The 18,636-nt window shown below is 73.0% G+C and carries 17 protein-coding genes; 12 read left to right on the top strand and 5 right to left on the bottom strand.

Going from position 1 to position 18,636, the window contains the following annotated elements; translation table 11 throughout:
• Positions 1-1,047, top strand: a complete 1,047-nt coding sequence (locus ALMP_RS29845) for an aldo/keto reductase (protein WP_264933855.1) — start codon at positions 1-3, stop codon at positions 1,045-1,047.
• 18 nt (positions 1,048-1,065) lie between these two features.
• On the opposite strand, the gene ALMP_RS29840 is transcribed toward ALMP_RS29845, so the two are convergent.
• Positions 1,066-1,593 (bottom strand): MarR family winged helix-turn-helix transcriptional regulator, encoded by a 528-nt coding sequence (locus tag ALMP_RS29840; RefSeq protein ID WP_264933853.1) that lies wholly within the window; start codon positions 1,591-1,593, stop codon positions 1,066-1,068.
• Between the two features lie 859 nt (positions 1,594-2,452).
• On the opposite strand from ALMP_RS29840, the gene ALMP_RS29830 reads away from it, so the two are divergent.
• The 6 genes from ALMP_RS29830 to ALMP_RS29805 all read left to right on the top strand — a co-directional run bounded on the left by ALMP_RS29830 (position 2,453) and on the right by ALMP_RS29805 (position 7,022).
• The gene (locus ALMP_RS29830; protein WP_264933851.1) at positions 2,453-2,995 is read left to right on the top strand and encodes a DUF5134 domain-containing protein; all 543 of its coding nucleotides are present in this window, start codon (positions 2,453-2,455) and stop codon (positions 2,993-2,995) included.
• A gap of 131 nt (positions 2,996-3,126) precedes the next feature.
• Positions 3,127-4,062, top strand: coding sequence for a M56 family metallopeptidase (locus tag ALMP_RS29825; protein ID WP_264933849.1), 936 nt, complete (start codon positions 3,127-3,129; stop codon positions 4,060-4,062).
• Positions 4,063-4,130: 68 nt separating this feature from the next.
• Complete coding sequence (locus ALMP_RS29820; protein ID WP_264933847.1) at positions 4,131-4,802, top strand: phosphatase PAP2 family protein; 672 nt, start codon at positions 4,131-4,133, stop codon at positions 4,800-4,802.
• 112 nt (positions 4,803-4,914) lie between these two features.
• Positions 4,915-5,430 (top strand): hypothetical protein, encoded by a 516-nt coding sequence (locus ALMP_RS29815; RefSeq protein ID WP_264933845.1) that lies wholly within the window; start codon positions 4,915-4,917, stop codon positions 5,428-5,430.
• A gap of 10 nt (positions 5,431-5,440) precedes the next feature.
• Entirely contained in the window at positions 5,441-6,133 is a 693-nt protein-coding gene (locus tag ALMP_RS29810; protein ID WP_264933842.1) for an HAD family hydrolase, read from the top strand.
• A gap of 214 nt (positions 6,134-6,347) precedes the next feature.
• A complete protein-coding gene (locus ALMP_RS29805) occupies positions 6,348-7,022 on the top strand; it encodes a TetR/AcrR family transcriptional regulator (RefSeq protein WP_264933840.1) in 675 nt (224 codons plus the stop codon).
• Here ALMP_RS29805 and ALMP_RS29800 read toward each other — a convergent pair.
• Positions 7,010-8,512, bottom strand: coding sequence for an LVIVD repeat-containing protein (locus ALMP_RS29800; protein WP_264933838.1), 1,503 nt, complete (start codon positions 8,510-8,512; stop codon positions 7,010-7,012). The genes ALMP_RS29805 and ALMP_RS29800 overlap by 13 nt on opposite strands.
• A 208-nt stretch (positions 8,513-8,720) precedes the next feature.
• On the opposite strand from ALMP_RS29800, the gene ALMP_RS29795 reads away from it, so the two are divergent.
• Positions 8,721-9,365, top strand: coding sequence for a DUF305 domain-containing protein (locus ALMP_RS29795; RefSeq protein WP_264933836.1), 645 nt, complete (start codon positions 8,721-8,723; stop codon positions 9,363-9,365).
• A 62-nt stretch (positions 9,366-9,427) separates the two neighbouring features.
• Here the strand turns inward: ALMP_RS29795 and ALMP_RS29790 are convergent, their stop codons facing one another.
• Positions 9,428-9,907 carry a DUF6214 family protein gene (locus ALMP_RS29790; RefSeq protein WP_264934016.1) on the bottom strand — a complete coding sequence of 160 codons (480 nt, stop codon included), beginning with the start codon at positions 9,905-9,907 and terminating at the stop codon, positions 9,428-9,430.
• Between the two features lie 197 nt (positions 9,908-10,104).
• Here ALMP_RS29790 and ALMP_RS29785 point away from each other — a divergent pair, with 197 nt between their 5' ends.
• Together ALMP_RS29785 and ALMP_RS29780 are read left to right on the top strand one after the other, a co-directional pair.
• The gene (locus ALMP_RS29785; protein ID WP_264933835.1) at positions 10,105-11,448 is read left to right on the top strand and encodes an FAD-dependent oxidoreductase; all 1,344 of its coding nucleotides are present in this window, start codon (positions 10,105-10,107) and stop codon (positions 11,446-11,448) included.
• Positions 11,449-11,554: 106 nt separating this feature from the next.
• Positions 11,555-12,901, top strand: a complete 1,347-nt coding sequence (locus ALMP_RS29780; protein ID WP_264933833.1) for a nucleobase:cation symporter-2 family protein — start codon at positions 11,555-11,557, stop codon at positions 12,899-12,901.
• 237 nt (positions 12,902-13,138) lie between these two features.
• On the opposite strand, the gene ALMP_RS29775 is transcribed toward ALMP_RS29780, so the two are convergent.
• Complete coding sequence (locus ALMP_RS29775) at positions 13,139-13,696, bottom strand: DUF2087 domain-containing protein (RefSeq protein ID WP_264933831.1); 558 nt, start codon at positions 13,694-13,696, stop codon at positions 13,139-13,141.
• Positions 13,697-13,816: 120 nt separating this feature from the next.
• Positions 13,817-15,130 (bottom strand): PHB depolymerase family esterase, encoded by a 1,314-nt coding sequence (locus ALMP_RS29770; protein ID WP_264933829.1) that lies wholly within the window; start codon positions 15,128-15,130, stop codon positions 13,817-13,819.
• A 625-nt stretch (positions 15,131-15,755) separates the two neighbouring features.
• Between ALMP_RS29770 and ALMP_RS29765 the strand changes: the two genes are divergently transcribed.
• Complete coding sequence (locus tag ALMP_RS29765; protein ID WP_264933827.1) at positions 15,756-16,544, top strand: pectate lyase; 789 nt, start codon at positions 15,756-15,758, stop codon at positions 16,542-16,544.
• 427 nt (positions 16,545-16,971) lie between these two features.
• The coding region (locus ALMP_RS29755) for a HEAT repeat domain-containing protein (RefSeq protein ID WP_264933825.1) at positions 16,972-18,636 on the top strand (1,665 nt) is incomplete at its 3' end.

Here is an 18,636-nt window from a genome sequence, read left to right as displayed (position 1 = left end):
ATGCGGTACACACTGTTCGGCAGGACCGGTCTGCGCGTGAGCGAGCTGAGCCTCGGCGCGATGACCATGGGCGGCGATCCCGGCTGGGGCGCCGACCAGGAGACCAGCGGGAAGATCCTCGACGCCTACGCGGCGGCCGGCGGCAACTTCGTCGACACGGCCAACATCTACACCGGCGGCGACTCCGAGCGCTTCCTGGGGGAGCTGCTCGCGGGGCGGCGCGACGAGTTCGTGCTGGCCAGCAAGTACACCTGCGGGATCCGCGAGGGTGACGTCAACGCGGCGGGCAACCATCGCAAGAACCTGGTGCAGTCGGTGGAGGCGAGCCTGGACCGGCTGCGCACCGACCGGCTGGACGTGCTGTGGGTGCACGCCCGCGACCACTTCACCCCCGTGGACGAGGTGATGCGCGCGCTCGACGACCTGGTGCGCACGGGCAAGGTGCTGTACTTGGGCGTCTCGGACTGGCCCGCCTGGGAGATCGCTCAGGCCAACACCCTGGCCGAGCTTCGGGGGTGGACGGCGTTCGCCGGTTCGCAGCTGCGGTACAACCTGCTGGAGCGCACCCCCGAACGTGAACTCCTGCCGCAGGCGCGGGCGTTCGACCTGGCGGTGCTGGCCTGGGCGCCGCTCGCGGCGGGGAAGCTCACCGGGAAGTACCGGCGCGGCGAGTCCGGACGGCTGGGCTCCGGGGCGGAGGATCCGCGGGAGGAGGCGGTCGTCAGCGCCGTCCTGGAGGTCGCCGAGCAGGGCGGCTGGAGCCCGGCCCAGGTGGCCCTGGCGTGGCTGCTGGGCCGCCCCGGGAACGTGGTGCCGATCATCGCGGCCACCCGGGAGAGCCAGCTCGTGGACAACCTGGGCTGCCTCGACGTGCGTCTGGACGCCGACGCGGTGGCCCGTCTCGACGAGGCGAGCGCGGTGTCGCTCGGCTTCCCGCACGACTTTCTGCGCGACCCGCAGGTCACCCGCACCGTCTACGGCGACCGCTGGCAGGCCCTCGACGACCGGCGCTCCACCTACCGGCGCACGGTGCACGACGTGCTGTGAGCCACCCGCCGGGTGCGCTCAGGTCCGCAGGGCCTGGCTGTGCCCCTCCAGTCGGCTGAGCAACTCCCCCAGCAGCTCGGCCAGCTCACCCTGTCGCTCGCCGTCGAGCGCGGCCAGCACGGCACGCTCGTAGGCAAGCTGCTCGGGCATGATCGTGTCGACGAGGTCCCGGCCGGCGTCCGTGAGGCGGAGGTGGGCGACACGGCGGTCGCGCGTGTCGCTCCGGCGCTCCACCAGGCCGCGTTCGGTCAGCACTTTCAGGCGCTTGGTGACCGCGGCACCGGAGGAGAACGTCTCCCGGGCCAGCTCGCTCGGTGTCAGCTCGTGCCCGGTACGGCGGAGCGCGCCGAGCACGTCGAACTCCGGCCGGCTGAGCCCGGCCCGGCGCAGCGGGGCGTCCTCGGCCTGCTGGAGCAGCGCGGCACACCGGTTGACCCGGCCGATGATCTCCATGGGCCCGGTGTCGAGATCGGGCCGCACGACGTGCCACTGCCGCACGACGGCGGAAACGGTGTCGGCACCGGGGGCGGTGGCGGGGCCCGACACGGCCTGGTGCCGGGGGTCCGAGCCTGTGACGGCTTGGTGCCGGGGGCCGGGGCCCGACACGGCCTGGTGCCGGGGGTCCGAGCCTGTGACGGCTTGGTGCCGGGGGCCGGGGCCTGACGCGACCTGGTGCTGGGGGCCGGAGGCGGTCGTCGGCGCCGGGTCCGTCCCGGGCTCATGTCGGGGGCCGGAAGCAGCCGTGGGGGCGGGGCCCGACGCGGACTCGGGCTGCGGGCCGGGAGCGCTCGTGGGCGCTGGGCCCGAACCGTGCTCGCGCTCAGACCCGGAAGTGCTCGTCGGCGCCGGGTTCGTCCCGGAGTCGTGCTGAGGGACGGGGGCGGGTGCCGGGTCCGGCGGGGTGTGGTGCTCGGGGTCGGCCGGTTTCCGCCGTGCGGGATCCGCGGGGTCCCCGTGTGCCTGTCCCCCGTCCGCGGGGCGACCCTGCCTCGCCGTCATGGCCGTGCGTCCTCCGTACTCGCGTGCGCGTCCCGGGCCAGGAGGTTTCCCGGTCCGGGAGGAGTCCCTGGCGTCGTACCGTCGCGGCGAGCGTACGGTGTCCGCGCTGTTCGGACGCGACGACCCGCTCCTCGGGCAGGGCCCCGCTGCCACCACTCGCCGGACGCGGCGTCGGAGGTGAGCAGGGCGAGGGCGAGACCCCGGCCAGGACGCGCGCCCGGGCGGCGCAGGGCCGGTTGTGGGCGTACACAGCACGCGCAGGGATCCGGCCATCGTGTACAGGCCAGGTCGAGGCGCACCCGGCGTGCTCCGCCGAATGCTCCCCGTGTACACCCTTGCGCTCGCGTGCGCGCCACGTGCCGTGGGCATCGCATCCCTCGACCGACCGTCGAGCGGGGAGGTGCGCGTGCACGGACCGGCTTCGCCCGGCTGGCTGCTGGTCGCGCTGTGTGCGGCGACCGGCGCCTACTGCCTGCTGCGGACGCGCAGCGGCGTCGAGGAGCAGCGCCGGGCCGCGGGCGGCGAGGCGCTCATGGGTTTCGGCATGGCGGTGATGGCCGTACCGGCCGCGGCGTTCACCCCGCCGCGGTGGGCCTGGCCGGTGTACGCGGCGGTCTTCGGCGCCGCGGCGCTGCGGGCGCTGTGGGAGGCCCGCGGCGGCGCCCACCACCTGCACCATCTCGTCGGGGCCTCGGCGATGGTCTACATGGCGGTCGCGATGTCCGCCGCGCCGGGTGCCGGACATGGGCACGGCGGTTCCGGAGTCCCGCTGCTGACCGGTGTGTTGCTGCTGTACTTCGCCGGGTACGTCCTGGTCTCCGGGGTCCGGCTGCTGCCCGTGGCCGACCCGGCGGGCGGCCCCGTCTCCTGGGTCGACCGGCCGGAACTGGCGCGGGCCTGCCGGTTGTCGATGGGGATCGGGATGGTCGCGATGCTGCTGACGATGTGACGGCGCGCGCGGCGACCCGGCCCACGCGCGGGCCGTGTTACCCCTGTGGCCGCTGAGGCACTCGTGGTCTGCGTCACTTTGCCATGACGAGCCGTACCCCTGAGCGGTGCGCCGCTCATAGGGTGCTGCCCATGATGGTCCCCGCGGTGCTGTTGCTGCTCGGTGCCCTGACCGCCGTCGTCGCCCCCCGGCTGCTCGCCCGGGCCGACTGGCCGGACCGTGAACCGGTGGTCGCGCTGTGGGTGTGGCAGTGCGTGGTGGCGGCGGTCCTGCTGTGCTGCGCGCTGTCGATGACGCTCAGCGCGGCGGCGGCCTGGCAGGCGGTGCGCGGGCATGTCTTCGCGCCGGCGCCGCGCGCTGTCGTCGAGGCCTACGCGCTGGGCGCGACCGGCCCGTGGGCGGCGGCGACGGCGGTGACGCTCGCGTGCGCCGGGCTGTGGAGCGGGGCGATGCTGGTGCGGGAGGTCGCCCGCGCCCGGACCCGGCTGCGGCAGCGCCGGGCGGAACTGCGCTCGCAGGCACCGCTGTTGCCCGGTGAGGAGCCCACGAGCGGACGGCTCGTGGTGCTGGAGGGCGAGCGGCCCGACGCCTGGTGGCTGGCCGGCGGGGTGCCCCGACTGGTGGTCACCACGGCCGCGTTGCGGCGCCTGAAAGGGCGCCAGCTCGACGCGGTCCTCGCGCACGAGCAGGGACACGCCCGGGCGCGGCACCACTGGCTGCTGCACTGCTCGACCGCGCTGGCCACCGGGTTCCCGCAGGTCCCGGTGTTCGCGGCGTTCCGCGACGAGATGCACCGGCTGGTGGAGCTCGCCGCCGACGACATGGCCTCCCGCCGCTTCGGCCGGCTGACCACCGCGCTGGCCCTGGTCGAACTCAATGAGGACCGGGGCGTCTTCGGCCCCTCCCCCACCCCGCACGCCCATGTCCCGCAGCGCGTGCACCGGCTGCTGACGCCCCCGGACCGGCTCACGGCGGCCCGCAGGCTCCGGCTGACCGCCGCGGCCTCGCTCGTGCCGGTGATCCCGGTGCTGGTGACCCTGGTACCCGGGCTGCGGGCGCTCGGCTGAGCCGGCCCCGGGTCCGAAAGCCGCCCCCGGGTTGGCCTCGCACCCCGGGGTTCGGCGAGGATCACACCATGCACACCCGGTCCGTCGACTCCCCGCCCACCCGGTCCCCCCACCGCACGGCCGTCCGTGCCGCCCTGGCCCTGGGAGTGGTCTCGCTGCTCCTGCTGGCCCTGGTCGCGGCCGAATGGCACCCCCTGATCTCCGTCGACGGCGACATCTCACGCACCACGCACCGCTGGGCGGTCGCCGACCCCGATGTCACCCAGATCTGCCGGGTCCTCACGGACTGGGTCTGGGATCCGCTGACCATGCGCCTGCTGTGCGCGGCGGTCGCGGTATGGCTGGTGTGGCGGCGCTCGGCCTGGTGGACGGCGGTGTGGCTGGTCACCGCGTCGGCGGTGGGGACCGCCCTCCAGCAGGGCATGAAGGCGGCGATCGGCCGCGAACGCCCCGCCTGGCCCGACCCGGTCGACTCCGCGCACTACGCGGCGTTCCCCTCCGGCCACGCCCTCACGGCCACGGTGGTCCTCGGCCTCCTGCTGTGGCTCCTGCACCGCCACGGCGTCGGCCCGGCCCTGTGGCGTACGGCGGTGACGTTCGTGGCGGTCTCCGTGGCCGGCGTGGGCCTGACCCGGGTCTGGCTCGGCGTCCACTGGCCGACGGACGTCCTCGGCGGCTGGCTCCTGGGCGCGACGGTCGTCGCCCTGGCGATCGCGGCACATGCGCGATGGCGGCCGTGAGCCACTGAGCACGGCACCGGCCGTTGCGCCGCAGAGAACCGCAGAGAACCGCAGAGAGTCAAGAGAGCCAAAGAGAGCAGGAGAGAACCGAAGAGGCAGGAGTCCGCGGGCGATGTCCCCCACAGGACGGCTGTACCGCTATGTCGGCCCGGAGGAACTGCGCCGGGCGGTCGTGCCGGGAACCGGCGGCACGGTGATCCGCCGCGCGGCGGACCTCGATGCCTGGGCGGCCGAGCAGGGGGCCAAGGAGACGTACACCTTCGTCGTCGCCCCGGACGGTCTGCTGCGGCTCGCGCCCCGGCGCAGCGAGCACGTCGCCTGTGCGGGCGGCGGTGCCGTGCTCGCCGCGGGCGAGATCGGGTTCCTGCGCACACCCGACGGCCGGCAGGTGGACGAGGTCAGCAACCAGTCCACCGGCTACTGCCCCGACCCGGACTGCTGGCCGGCGGTCGCCGCCGCCCTGGAGCGGGCCGGCATCGGGCATCCCGGGGGCTTCACGCACGCGCTGCTCTTCCGCCGCTGCCCGCGCTGCCGGGAGAACAACGTGGTCCGCGAGGGCGTCTTCGTCTGTGTGTTCTGTGACGGCGACCTGCCGCGTTCCTGGAACGTGGACGTACCGGATCCGTAGCATCGACCGCATGACCGCCGCCGTGCTGTTCGACTTCTCCGGGACCCTCTTCCGCGTCGAGCCGGCCGAGTCCTGGCTGCGCGCGGTGCTCGACACGGCCGGCATCGCGCTGTCCGAGGAGGAGCTGGTGCGGACGGCCCGGGCGCTGGAGTCGGCCGGGGCGCTGCCGGGCGGGGCCGCGCCCGTGCGGATGCCCGAGGAGGTGGCCGGTCTGTGGTGGGTGCGGGACAAGAGCGCCGAGCTGCACCGGGCCGCCTACACCGGGCTCTCCCGTCAGGTGAGGCTGCCCGATCCGGCCCTGCACGACGCGCTGTACGACCGGCACATGACGCCGGCCGCCTGGGCGCCGTACCCGGACGCCGGGGCGGTGCTGAGCGCGCTGCGGGAGCGGGACGTGCGGGTGGGGGTGGTGAGCAACATCGGGTGGGATCTGCGGCCGGTGTTCCGTGCGCATGGCCTGGACGCGTTCGTCGACACCTACGCGCTGTCGTTCGAGCACGGTGTGCAGAAGCCGGACGTGCGGCTGTTCAGCACGGCGTGCGAGGCGCTCGGTGCCGATCCGGCCGGGACGCTGATGGTGGGCGACGACCGGCGGGCGGACGGCGGGGCGGCGGCGCTGGGCTGCGCGGTGCATTTCGTCGACCATCTGCCGGCCGCGCAGCGGCCGGACGGTCTGCGCCCGGTGCTGGATCTGGTGGGCTGAGCCCGCCCTGGAGGCCGATGCCGGAGGCCGGCCGACGCGCACGGCCACCCGCGCGAAAGGCGCCTGAGGCCACCATCAGGGGGAAAGCGCGCCCACTCTGGACGATCCCCCGCGTCGCCCAGAGCGGGCGGCAGCCCGGAGCACCTCCGTCCGGAGGCGGCCGGGATGCGTTGAGTATAGTTGGCTGGCAGCCAGTCAACGCAGGAGTTCCAGCATGTCCCCGCGCAGCGCCTCGGTCAATGAAGAATTGCGGCGGCGTTCCCGGGAGCGGCTCCTGCAGGCGGCTCTCGAACTGGTCGGCGAGCGCGGCTACGAGGCGACGACACTCGGCGACATCGCGGACCGGGCGGGCTCGGCGCGCGGCCTGGTGTCGTACTACTTCCCGGGCAAGCGCCAGCTGGTGCAGTCGGCGGTGCACCGGCTGATGCACCGCACGCTGGAGGAGGCGCTGGAGCGGGAGCCGCGCACCGAGGACGGCGGGGAGCGGATGGCCCGGGCCATCGACGCGATCCTGGGGCTGGCCCGCGACCGTACGGTGCTGATGCGCCAGCACATGGCCGGGCTGCTCCAGGCGGAGGGTTTCGTGCCGTGTCCGGAGCAGCGGCGGCTGGCCGAGCTGCTGCGGGACACGGTGGTGCGGCACGGGTCGCGGGACGCCGACACCGACTACCCGATGCTGCGCTCACTGCTGATGGGCGCGGTCTACGCGATCGTCCTGCCGAACGCGGGCATGCCGGTCGCCTCCATGCGCGCCGAGCTGTTCGCGCGCTACCGGCTCGACTGGGAGCAGGGGGTCCCGCCGGACGCCGGGGCGCCCGGCGGGACCTGTGAGACGGACCTGTCGCGTTTCTTCGCGACGGGAGGGTCCGGCGGGACTCAGTCGAAGTAGTCCGGCTGGGTCTGGACGTTCAGCTCACGCAGCCGGACGCGCTCCGCCGGTTGCGTGCGCCGGTCGTGCAGCTTCAGCACGTCGAGGCCCTTGGCGATGTCGTTCGAGTAGATGTAGCCGTTGTAGTAGTACGCCGACCAGGAGCCGGCCGTGGTGAGCCGCTCGGTGTTGACCGGGCCGCGCTCGAAGTAGGCGATCTCCTTGGGGTGCGCGGAGTCGGTGAAGTCCCAGACGGAGACACCGCCCTGGTACCAGGCCTGGACCATCAGGTCCTTGCCCTTGACCGGGATCAGCGAGCCGTTGTGGGCCACGCAGACCTCCGTGGGCCCCTGGTGGCGGTCGATCTTGAAGTAGCTGCGGAAGACGAGCTTGCGCTTGTCGCCCTTGCCGACGATGTCGTAGACGCCGTCGGCGCCCCGGTTGGGGCCGATCTCCGCGGTGCAGGTGGCCGCGCCTCCGCCGCCCAGCTCGTCGGTGAAGACGACCTTGTTCGCCTTCAGGTTGAAGGTCGCCGAGTGCCAGAACGCGAAGTTGACGTTGTCCTGGACACGGTCGATGACCTTCGGGTTCTCCGGGTCCTTGATGGAGAACAGGATGCCGTCGCCCATGCAGGCACCGGCGGCGAGGTCCTTCTCCGGGAGCACCGTGATGTCGTGGCAGCCGGTCGTCTTGGAGACACCCGGGTTGGTGGGGCCGCCCGGGTTGCCGCCGCCGTCCGGGCCCTCACCGGGGAAGAGGACGGGGAAGCCGACGACCGCCGCCTTCTCCGGGGCGTAGCGCGGGACCTTGATGACCGAGATGCCGTCGTGCGGGGGCTGGCAGTCGGGGTAGGCCGCGTTGGGCGAGTAGGAGGAGACGTAGATGTAGACGTTGCGGCGCTCGGGCACCAGCGTGTGGGTGTGCGAGCCGCAGGCGGTCTCGACGGCGGCGACGTACTTCGGGTTCGCCTTGTCGCTGATGTCGAAGACCTTCATGCCCTCCCAGGAGGACTTCTCGGTCGCGGGCTGCGTGGTGCTGTTGCAGCTGCTGTCGCTGCGCGAGGAGTCGGTGGACAGGAAGAGCAGGTTGCCGGAGACGGAGATGTCGTTCTGCGAGCCCGGGCACAGGACCTGCGAGACGGTCTTCGGGGACTTCGGGTCGCTGATGTCGAAAATGCGGAAGCCGTCGTAGTTGCCGGCGAAGGCGTACTTGCCCTGGAAGGCCAGGTCCGAGTTGGTGCCGGGCAGGACGTCCTTGGGGACGTTCACGACGTGCTCGATGTTGGCGGAGTGGACGATCTCGTCCTTGCCGGGTATCTCGCCCTCGGCGATGGCCTCGGCCGCCTCGGCGCGCGCGTCCTGGGACACCTCCCGTTCCACGGCGGGACCGTCCCCCGGGTCGGGGGTCGCGGCCGCCGGGGCCGCCGTGAGGAGCGCGGCCAGCAGCCCGGCACAGGCCGTGGCAACTCCCAGCCGTCTGCGCCGCGTTCGGGGATCGTTCAACAGGGTCACTGCATCCTCCCTTGTTGCCGTTCACGAGGAACGGTTCACGGTCCTCCGAAGTATCGTCTTCATCATGCACAGATCAATAGTCGGCAACGCACTCGTAATGAAGGTTTTTGATCAGTAGGACACGGACACCGTGCCAGAACGGTCTTGAATCGTTCACTCTTCGTCAGGTCCGCACCGCTATGCAACTCGCCCGTTCCAGGAGGTCGTTGTGCCGTTCCGCCGCGTGCCCCTCGCCGTCGCCGCCTCGTTGCTCGTCCTCGCGGTGGCGGGCTGTGACTCCGGGTCGGACACCGAGTCGGGTGCGGCGAGCGGTCCTTCGGTGATCGCGCCGGGCAAGCCGGGCGAGGACAACCGCACCCTGTCCGCACAGGACGCGGCCGCGCAGCGCGCCGAGGACGACACCCCCAACTCCGCCGACGTCTCCTTCGTCCGCATGATGATCGAGCACCACACCCAGGCACTGGAGATGACCGAACTCGCTCCCGCGCAGGCGAAGTCGGCGAAGGTCGAGGCACTCGCCGCCCGGATCGCGGCCGCGCAGGGGCCGGAGATCGAGGCCATGAAGGGCTGGCTGACCGCGCACGGCAAGAGCGAGAGCCCTGCGGGCGGGGCGCACGACCACGCCGCGATGCCCGGCATGGCGACCGAGGCGCAGATGAAGGAGCTGCGGGCGGCGCGCGGAGCGGCGTTCGACCAGCTCTTCCTGACCCTGATGATCACCCATCACGAGGGCGCCCTGACCATGGCGGCGGACATCAAGGCGCAGGGGAACAACATCCGCGTCGAGGAGATGGCGGACGACGTGGTCGCCCAGCAGACGGCGGAGATCACCCGGATGCGGTCGATGCTGTGAAGTCGCCGCGACGGTGTTCGACGTGACGTCAGCAGATGTGGGTCTTGGTGCGCGCTCTGACGTCAGCGCCGTGCGTGACGCGGCGTCAGCAGTCCCGCGTCACGGGCCTGCGCGATCAGGCGCAGGGACCTGCGGCGGCTGTGGCCGGTCGCGCACATGACCGCCAGGACGGGGTCGACGCCCTCCTCCTGGGCGGCGCGGTACTCCTGTGCGATCAGCCACCGCCCCTCGGCGCCGCGCGGCCAGGCGGGACGGGCACGCCGCGCACCGGCGGGCACGCCGACACACGGTTCCTCGTCGTCGGCGTACGGGGCGGGCTGCCCGCACGCCTCGAACAGCGGCGCCTCGATCCAGTCCGCCAGCACCGCCAGGTCGACGAGGGACAGGGCCGGCTGGGCCCGGACGTCCTCGATGGAGACACAGCCCGCGGAGACGACGGCGAGCATCTCCACCCGCGCCCCGTCGGGGAACGCCAGCCGCACGGTGAACCAGGAGGTGGTCTCCCCGTCCTCCCGCACTTCCCACGCGGGCCACACCGACACCGTGCCGTCCTCGGCCCGGCGGTCGGAAAGATTAAGGAACGATGCTTCTAGCACACACGCAACGTAACCGCATGATCACATCCCATACGAAGGGACACGCAACGCCGAAGACGCGCACACCCTGTCAGCGCAGCGGCCGCGGTGCGATGCTGGAAGCACCAGTGATCTGCTCCGACCTGCGGGGAAGGGGTTCGGCCGTGCTGCGTGTCGCCGTCGTCGGCTCCGGGCCGAGTGGGGTCTACACCGCCCAGGGCATCGTCCAGCAGGACCCCGAGGTCCTCGTCGACGTCCTGGACCGGCTGCCGTGCCCGTACGGGCTGGTGCGGTACGGCGTCGCCCCGGACCACGAGAAGATCAAGTCGCTCCAGCAGAACCTGCGGACGGTCCTGGAGCACGAGCGGGTACGGTTCCTCGGCGGAGTGCGCGTGGGGGCGGGCGGGGTGCCCGTCGAGCGGCTGCGGGAGCTGTACCACGCGGTCGTGTACTGCGTGGGCGCCGCGGCCGACCGACACCTGGGGATCCCGGGTGAGGAGCTGCCGGGCAGCTGGTCGGCGACGGAGTTCGTAGCCTGGTACAGCGCCCACCCGGACGCCGTGGCCGACGGCTACCTCTTCGGCGCCCGCTCGGCCGTGGTGATCGGCGTGGGCAACGTGGCGGTGGACGTCACCCGCATCCTCGCGCGCGGCGCGGCGGAGCTGAGCCCCACCGACATGCCGCAGGCGGCGCTGACCGCGCTGACCGCGAGCGAGGTCACCGAGATCTCCATGGTGGGGCGGCGCGGCCCCTCCCAGGCCCGCTTCACCACCAAGGAGCTGCGCGAACTGGGCACCCTGCCGGACACCGATGTGATCGTCGACGAGGCGGAGCTGGCGCTCGATCCGGCGTACGCCGATCCGTCCGGGCTGCCGGCGCCGCAACGCCGCAACATCGAGGTGCTGCGCGGCTGGGCGGCCCTGCCGCCCCGCGGTGCGCGGCGCCGCATCCGGCTGCGGTTCTTCCTGCGGCCGGTCGAGCTGGTGGCGGACGGCGGCCGGGTGGGCGCGGTGCGCTTCGAACGGACCGCGCCGGACGGGCACGGCGGCGTGACGGGCACCGGCCGCCACGAGGACGTCGCGGCTCAGCTGGTGCTGCGGTCGGTGGGCTATCGCGGGGTGCCGCTGGAAGGCCTGCCGTTCGACGCCGAGCGGGGCACGGTGCCGCATCTGGCGGGGCGGGTGCTGCGCGAGAGCGAGGTCGCGCCGGGCGAGTACGTGGCGGGCTGGATCAAACGCGGCCCGACCGGTGTGATCGGCACCAACCGGCCGTGCGCGAAGGAGACGGTGACGTCCCTGCTGGAGGACGCCCCCGCCCTCGTACGGCGGGAACTGCCCGGTGATCCGCTCACGCTGCTGCGGGCCGCCGGAGCGGAGCCGGTCGAGTGGGCGGGGTGGTGTGCCATCGAGCGGGCGGAGGCGGCGCTCGGAGCGTCGCTGGGCAGGAGTGTGGTGAAGCTGCCCGACTGGGAGTCGCTCCTGACCGCCGCGCACGACAGCGCACCGTGACGGGCGCGGGAGGCGGCGCACCCGGCCGCCGCCCGCCGAGGGCGGGACACACAGCGGCAACACCGCGGAAATCAACAAACTGTTCAAGCGGCTTACGGTCTCGCCCATGACCACAACCGCACCCGTCCACCCGGTCGACGAAGTCCCGCCGGTACGCCGGCTCGCCGCCTTCGGTCTCCAGCACGTGCTGGCGATGTACGCGGGCGCGGTGGCCGTGCCGCTGATCGTGGGCGGTGCGATGCGACTGCCGCCCGCCGACCTGGCGTATCTGATCACCGCCGACCTGTTGGTGTGCGGGATCGCCACGCTCATCCAGTGCGTGGGTTTCTGGCGCTTCGGCGTGCGCCTGCCGATCATGCAGGGCTGCACATTCGCCGCGGTGTCGCCGATGGTGCTCATCGGGACGACGGGCGGGGGGCTGCCCGCGATCTACGGCTCGGTGATCGTCGCGGGCCTGGCGATCATGCTGCTCGCGCCGGTGTTCGGCCGCCTCCTGCGTTTCTTCCCGCCGCTCGTCACCGGCACGGTGATCCTGATCATCGGTGTCTCGCTGCTTCCGGTCGCGGGGAACTGGGCCGCGGGCGGTGTCGGCGCGAAGGACTTCGGGGAGCCGAGGAACCTGGCGCTCGCCGCGTTCGTGCTGGCGGTGGTGCTGGGCGTGCAGCGGTTCGCGCCGGCGTTCCTCAGCCGGGTCGCGGTGCTGATCGGCATCGTGGTGGGCCTGGCGGTCGCCGTCCCCTTCGGCTTCACGGACTTCGGCGGGGTCGGCGAGGCCGACTGGGTCGGCGTCAGCACGCCCTTCCACTTCGGCACCCCCGTCTTCGAGGCGTCGGCGATCATCTCGATGCTGGTCGTGGCGCTGGTCTGCATGACCGAGACCACGGGTGACTTCATCGCGGTCGGGGAGATGACCGGGCGGAAGGTCGAGCCGCGCTCGCTCTCCGACGGACTGCGCGCCGACGGTCTGTCGACGGTGCTCGGCGGTGTCTTCAACACCTTCCCCTACACGGCGTACGCGCAGAACGTGGGCCTGGTCGGTATGACCCGGGTGCGCAGCCGCTGGGTCGTCGCCGCGGCCGGCGGCATGCTGGTGCTGCTCGGTCTGCTGCCCAAGCTGGGCGCGGTCGTGGCGGCGATCCCGGCACCCGTGCTCGGCGGCGCGGGCCTGGTGATGTTCGGGACGGTCGCGGCGAGCGGCCTGCGCACCCTCGCGGAGGTCGACTTCCAGGGGAACCACAACCTGACGGTGGTGGCCGTGTCGGTGGCGGTGGGCGTGCTGCCGGTGGGCGTGCCGACGGTCTACGAGAAGTTCCCGGAGTGGTTCCAGACGGTGATGAGCAGCGGCATCAGCGCGGGCTGTGTGACCGCGATCGTGCTGAACCTGCTGTTCAACCACCTCCCCGCGAAGACCGGTCCGGAGCCGGCCGCGGACGGGTACCGGCACTCCGCCTGAGCGCGCCCGAAGGCCGGTCCGGCGGCGGCCGGGGCCCTTCCGGCGGCACGGTCACCGCGCAACGCGGTCGACCCCGGCAGGGTGGTCAGTCCAGCAGCACGGTCGGCCCGGCGTCACGGCCGGTCCAGCGGGGCCGTCAGCCCGGCAGCACGGTCGGTCCAACAGGGCCGTCAGTCCGGCGTCACGGTCGGTCCGGCAACAGGTCGGTCCGGCGAGGCGGCCGGCCCGGCACCCCGGTCAGTCCAGCAGCGCGGTCCGCTCGGGCGAGCGCCGGTAGATCCCGTCCTGACGGTCCAGGTGGTGCAGGTCGACCAGATAGCGGCGCAGGGTCACATGGTCGACCTCGCCGCCCTCGCACCAGGCACGGAGCCGGTCGTCGACCTCCCGCTCGGAGTACTCCCGGCCGGCCTCGAAGCTGCGGTCCGCGAGGTGGCCGAGGACGAGCTTCTTCCGTTCCCACCGGGACGGCAGGCGCACGAGCCGTCCGTCGCTGAGGAACGTCCGCAGCAGCGTCTCGACCTGTTCGTCCCCCGTGCCGTGGTCCCGCCTCGGTCCGGCCGCGGCGGCCTCGCGGGCCAGGGCGCGGAACCGGTCGTACGCCACCGCGAGTCCGCCGCCCTCCGAGGTCACGACGCCGCGGTCCTCGAGCCTGCGCAGCGCGCCGAGGGCGTCCTTCGTCGGCAGGCCGGTGCGCTCGACGACCTCGGTGGCGCTCGCGGCGCCCAGCGCGACGGCGGCGAAGGCGCGCACCCGGGTCTCGTCGGCGAGCAGGCCGACCACGTCGTCGGAATTCATCCGTCCCTCCAGGGCTGGGGTCACGATCGGCGTGACGCTACCGCCGCCACCGCCGCCCCGCCTCCGTATTTCCGTGCGCGGCCGGAGCACCCGCACCGGCCGCACACCCCTGACGAGACCTCAACTCGTCGTGCAGGCGACTCCGTTGAGCGTGAAGGAGCCGGGTGCGGCGCTGTTCCCGGTGTGGTTCGCCTGATAGCCGATGGTGACACTGGCGTTCGGTGCGAGCGTGCCGTTGTACGTCGCGTTGGTGGCGGTCACCGCGCCGGAGGCCGGGCTGTACGTGGCGCCCCAGCCGTTGGTGATGGTCTGCCCGGCGGGCAGGGTGAAGCCGAGCCGCCACCCGGCGACCGTGGAGGTACCGGTGTTGGTGATCGTCACCGAGGCGGTCAGGCCGGTGCTCCAGGCGTTGGTGGACGCGGTCACCTTGCAGGGGCCGGCGGGCGGCTGGGGCGTGGGACCGCCGCCGGAGGCCAGGCCGAAGAAGGTGATGACACGGTCGGCCATGTCCCAGGTGTACAGGTTGTGCCCGACGCCCTGGAGGCTGATGGCCTCCACGGGAGCCTGGTCGCCGGTGCCGCCGTAGCGGGTGCGGGTCCAGCCGGACTGCGGCGTGTCGGTGGCGGCCGGGGTCTGGCCGAGGCCCCGTACGTTGGTCCACTGCTTGATCTGCTCACCGAAGTTGGGATAGCGCAGCACGTCGTCCTCGCTACCGTGCCACACCTGCATGCGGGGGCGCGGCCCGGTGTACCCGGGGTAGGCGCCGCGCACGAGGTCGCCCCACTGCTGCGGGGTGCGGACGACGGTCCCGCCCGCGCAGGCGCTGTTCCACTCGGAGCCGTCGGTGGTGGCGAAGCAGCCGAAGGGGACCCCGGCGAAGGCGGAGCCCGCCGCGAACACGTCCGGGTAGTCACCGAGCAGGACGTTGGTCATCATCGCCCCGGAGGAGATGCCGGTGGCGTACACGCGCGCGGTGTCGGCGGAGTACGTGGACGTCACCCAGTCGATCATCGACTTGATGCCGACGGGGTCGCTGCCGCCGCCGCGCCGCAGCGCCTGCGGCGAGGAGACGTCGAAGCACTTGCTGGCCCGTGTGACGGACGGGTAGATCACCACGAACTTGTGGCGGTCGGCGAGCTGGGCGTACGGGGTCCCGGAGTGCATGGCGGGTCCCGAGCCACCGCACCAGTGGACGGCGACGAGGACGGCCGGGCGGGCGGGCAGGGCGTCCGGCGCGTACACGTACATCTGGAGGTTGCTGGGGTTGGCACCGAAGCCGGTGACCTCGGTGAGGGTCGCGGCGGGGACCGCCGCTTCGGGCGCCTCGGGGCGGGCGGAGGCGGCGGGGGCGGACAGGAGGGCGCCGGTGAGGAGGAACACCAGCACCGCGAGGACCGAACGCAGCGTTTTCCTGGTGGAGTCGGGGGTCGGCACGCTGCTCCCTTCTGATGACGGCTCGTCGGCTGGGAAGGCGGCGAAGGTCCGTGTGCGCGGGGTCGGCATCGACTCCCCTCTCGCTCGGGGCCCGGGCGGGTGGGCCGGGCACAGGAGAAGCGTCCGTCGCATGGTGGCATGCACATGCCCTTCATGGAAGCGCTCCCACACGACCTTCGGGAAGCCCTTGCCATTCCACCGGTGTGGCCGAATGTCGTCTACGCAAAGCGTTGACTAGAAAGCGCTTGCCCCCTACGGTCCGTTCAACAGTGTGACCGAGCCGCTCACCCGGAACCACAAAAGGCCGCACCGCTCGCGCACGATGTTCAACACCACGCACATCGTTCAGATATGCGATCAATATCGCCCTGCCGAAGGGACGCACCCGCATGCGCACACGTCCCCCGCGTACACACCCGCAAAGATCCGCTCCGGCGGCCACGTCCGTCACCTGACCGGCGACGGACGGCGACGACCTCGGTGGAGCCGCTACCGAGGTGTCCCGCGTCAGAACGTGCGCGAAGCCGCCGCACCTCCGGGCCCGCCGGGCCGGCCGTCGCTCCGGTGACGTCCGGCACGGGTACCGCAAAGCTCTGATCGCCCCCACGACAGAAGGAGACGGGACATGTCTTCTGCGACACGATCGCGTGCCCGCCGGCGCGCGCTGACCGGAGCCGTGGCCACCCTCGGCCTTTCGGTTGGCATGATCATGACTACAGGCGCGGGACCGGCGAACGCCGCCACCTGGCCGTCCGCCTCCGGCAGCCAGCCGGTCACCTCGACGATCAACCTCACCAGCTCGAAGGACTACGGGATGCTGCGCCTGTACGGCAGCGGCCCCCTGGGCACCGGGGACCAGTCCGAGGACCAGAAGCCGATCCTGACGCTCGCGAACGGCGTGACGCTCAAGAACGTGATCATCGGCGCGCCCGGCGCCGACGGCATCCACTGCCTGGGCAGCTGCACGCTGCAGAACGTCTGGTGGGAGGACGTCGGCGAGGACGCCGCGACCTTCCGCGGCGGCAACGGCACGACGTACAACGTCGTCGGCGGCGGCGCCAAGAAGGCGAGCGACAAGGTCTTCCAGCACAACGGCGGCGGCACGGTGAACATCTCCAACTTCGCCGTGCAGGAGTTCAAGACCTTCTACCGCTCCTGCGGCGACTGCTCCACGTCGTACACGCGCAAGGTCAACCTCAACACCATCGAGGTGACCGGCACGGGCTCCACCGCGCGGATCGTCGGCATCAACGTCAACCGCAACGACGTGGCCACGCTGCGGAAGATCACGATCCTCAACGACTCCGGCCGCAAGGTCATCCCCTGCCAGAAGTACAACAACAACACGGCGGCGGGCGTCGGTCCGGACAGCACGAACTGCCTGTACAGCACCTCGGACATCACCTACAGGTGACCGGGCCGGGGCCGACCGGAGCCGGACGGCCCAGGTCGGCCCCGGTGACGGCGCCCGATGACGCGCCCCGGTGAAGGGGTCCGATGAAGAGGGCCCCGGTGAAGGCGGCCGTACGAAGCGTCCCCCCCACGGCGCTTCGCACGGCCGCCGTGTCATGTCCGCTCCTCCCGCGGGGGGGCAGCGTGCTCGCCACCTCGCTCTGGTACCGCGCGTACGCGGCCCGCAGCGCGGAGCCCGGCCAGTCGGCGGGAAGGAGTTCCGCGGCCGTACCGGGTTGGCCGGAAGGTGGCGCGATCCGCGGACGGCGGCGGCGCGGGGGGCTCGCCGGCGCCCGTGCGTCACCGTTCGATTCCGCTTCGTTGTCAGTGGCGTGGTGCAGACTCGTGATCAGTTGGCACTTCTGGCACTTCGTCCGGGGGAGGACAACGTGTTCACGGGGATCGACGAGGTCGATTGGGCCTCGCTGCGGCACGCGTACGGCAGCGCGCGGGACGTGCCCGGCTGGCTCAGGGGACTGGCCTCCGCGGAGCCGGCTGAGCGGGCGGACGCGCTGGACCGCCTGTACGACGCGGTGCACGACCAGGGAAGGGTGTACGACTCGACGCTCGCCTGCGTTCCGTTTCTGCTCGCGCTGGCCGCCGACGAGCGGGTGCGGGAGCGGGGCGGGCTCGTCGAGCTGCTGGTGAGCATCGGGGGCGACGCGGACACCGGCGCGGCGGCGGTCCGTTCGGGTGCGGAGCTCTTCACCCGGCTGGCCGGGGACCCGGACGCGGAGGTGCGGCGGGCCGCGGCGGGGGCGGCCGTCCGGTTCCTCGACGCACCCGCGCGCGTGCTCGCCCTGTTGCGGGAGCGGCTGGCCGTCGAGCGGGACGACCGGTTGGTCATCGCCCTCGTCGAGAACCTCGGCCACTTCGTACGGCACCACCCTGCGCGGCCCGACGAGGCCCTGGAGCTGCTGGCCGCGCGGAGCCGTCCGCCGCACGGCCCCGGGCCGAGACTCGCCGCGCTGGGCCAGCTCGCCGTCTGCGCGCCGGAGCTCCTTCCGGCCGACCTGGTGACGACCGTCGTCGGCCTCGTCGCGGAGCGCTCCGCACGCCGTCCGGCTCCCGAACCCGCCCCGGCCGGTGCCACCCTCGCCGACCGCTTACGGCGGCTGCGCCCCTCCGACGAGGAAGGCGCGCTTCTGCTGCGCAGCCTGCACACCGCGCTCGGCGACCGTCTGCCCGAGCGGACCGCCCTGCTGCACGGCCAGTTGACGAGCCCGGCCGCGACCGACCGGTGCACCGGGGTGTGGCTGAGCGCCTCGCTGCTGCGCGAATGGCGCGGCGACCACAGCGCCACGGTGGCCGGGCTGGGCGAGCAATTGAAGGAGGACGACGGCCGGTTGCGCGACGCGGCCGTCTCCGTCCTCACCGGCCTGTTCGCGCTGGCCGCCCCGGCCGCCGACCCCCTGCACACCCTCGTGGCCTCGCGGCCCGACCTGTGGACCCGGCTGTGGCGGCGCGAGGTGCCCGCCCTGGGCGTCGCGGTGCAGGCCCTGGCAAGGAGCGGTGACCGACGGGCGGTACCGGTGCTGGCCGAGCTGCTGACGAGACCGGTGGTGCCCCGGGATCTGGGGTCGGTCGTCGGTCACCTGGGTGCTGCGGCGGCCCCGCTGGCACCGGCCCTGCGCCGGGCGCTGGCCGCCGTCGCGCCCGACTCCGCCGACGCGGCGGCACGGGCCACGCCGCTGCTGCGGGCGGTGGGTGACCTGCGTGACGCCGCGGCCGTGCCCGAGGTGCTGCGCCTGCTGGACGCGGTTCGGTCCGCGCGCGGGGAGCGGCTGACGAGGGCCGCGCTCGGTGCCCTGGGCGCCCTCGGGTCCGCCGCGCGGGAGGCCGTGCCCGCACTGCGCGCCCTCCTGGACGGCGCGTACGGGCTCGACGCGGCGGACGCCCTGTGGGCCGTCGAGGGCGACGCGTCCGCCGTCCTGCCGGTGCTGCTGCGGGAGCTGACCGCCCGGAGCGCGAGCCGGCGCGCCCGCACCGCGCAGAGACTGGCCCCGCTCGGCGCCGCGGCCCGCCCCGCGCTGCCCGCGCTGCGCCGCATGGCC

This window comes from Streptomyces sp. A012304, assembly GCF_026008495.1.
Lineage (GTDB): Bacteria > Actinomycetota > Actinomycetes > Streptomycetales > Streptomycetaceae > Streptomyces.
The sequence above is the reverse complement of the archived record's forward strand: the minus strand, read 5'-3'. Positions and strand labels throughout refer to the sequence as shown.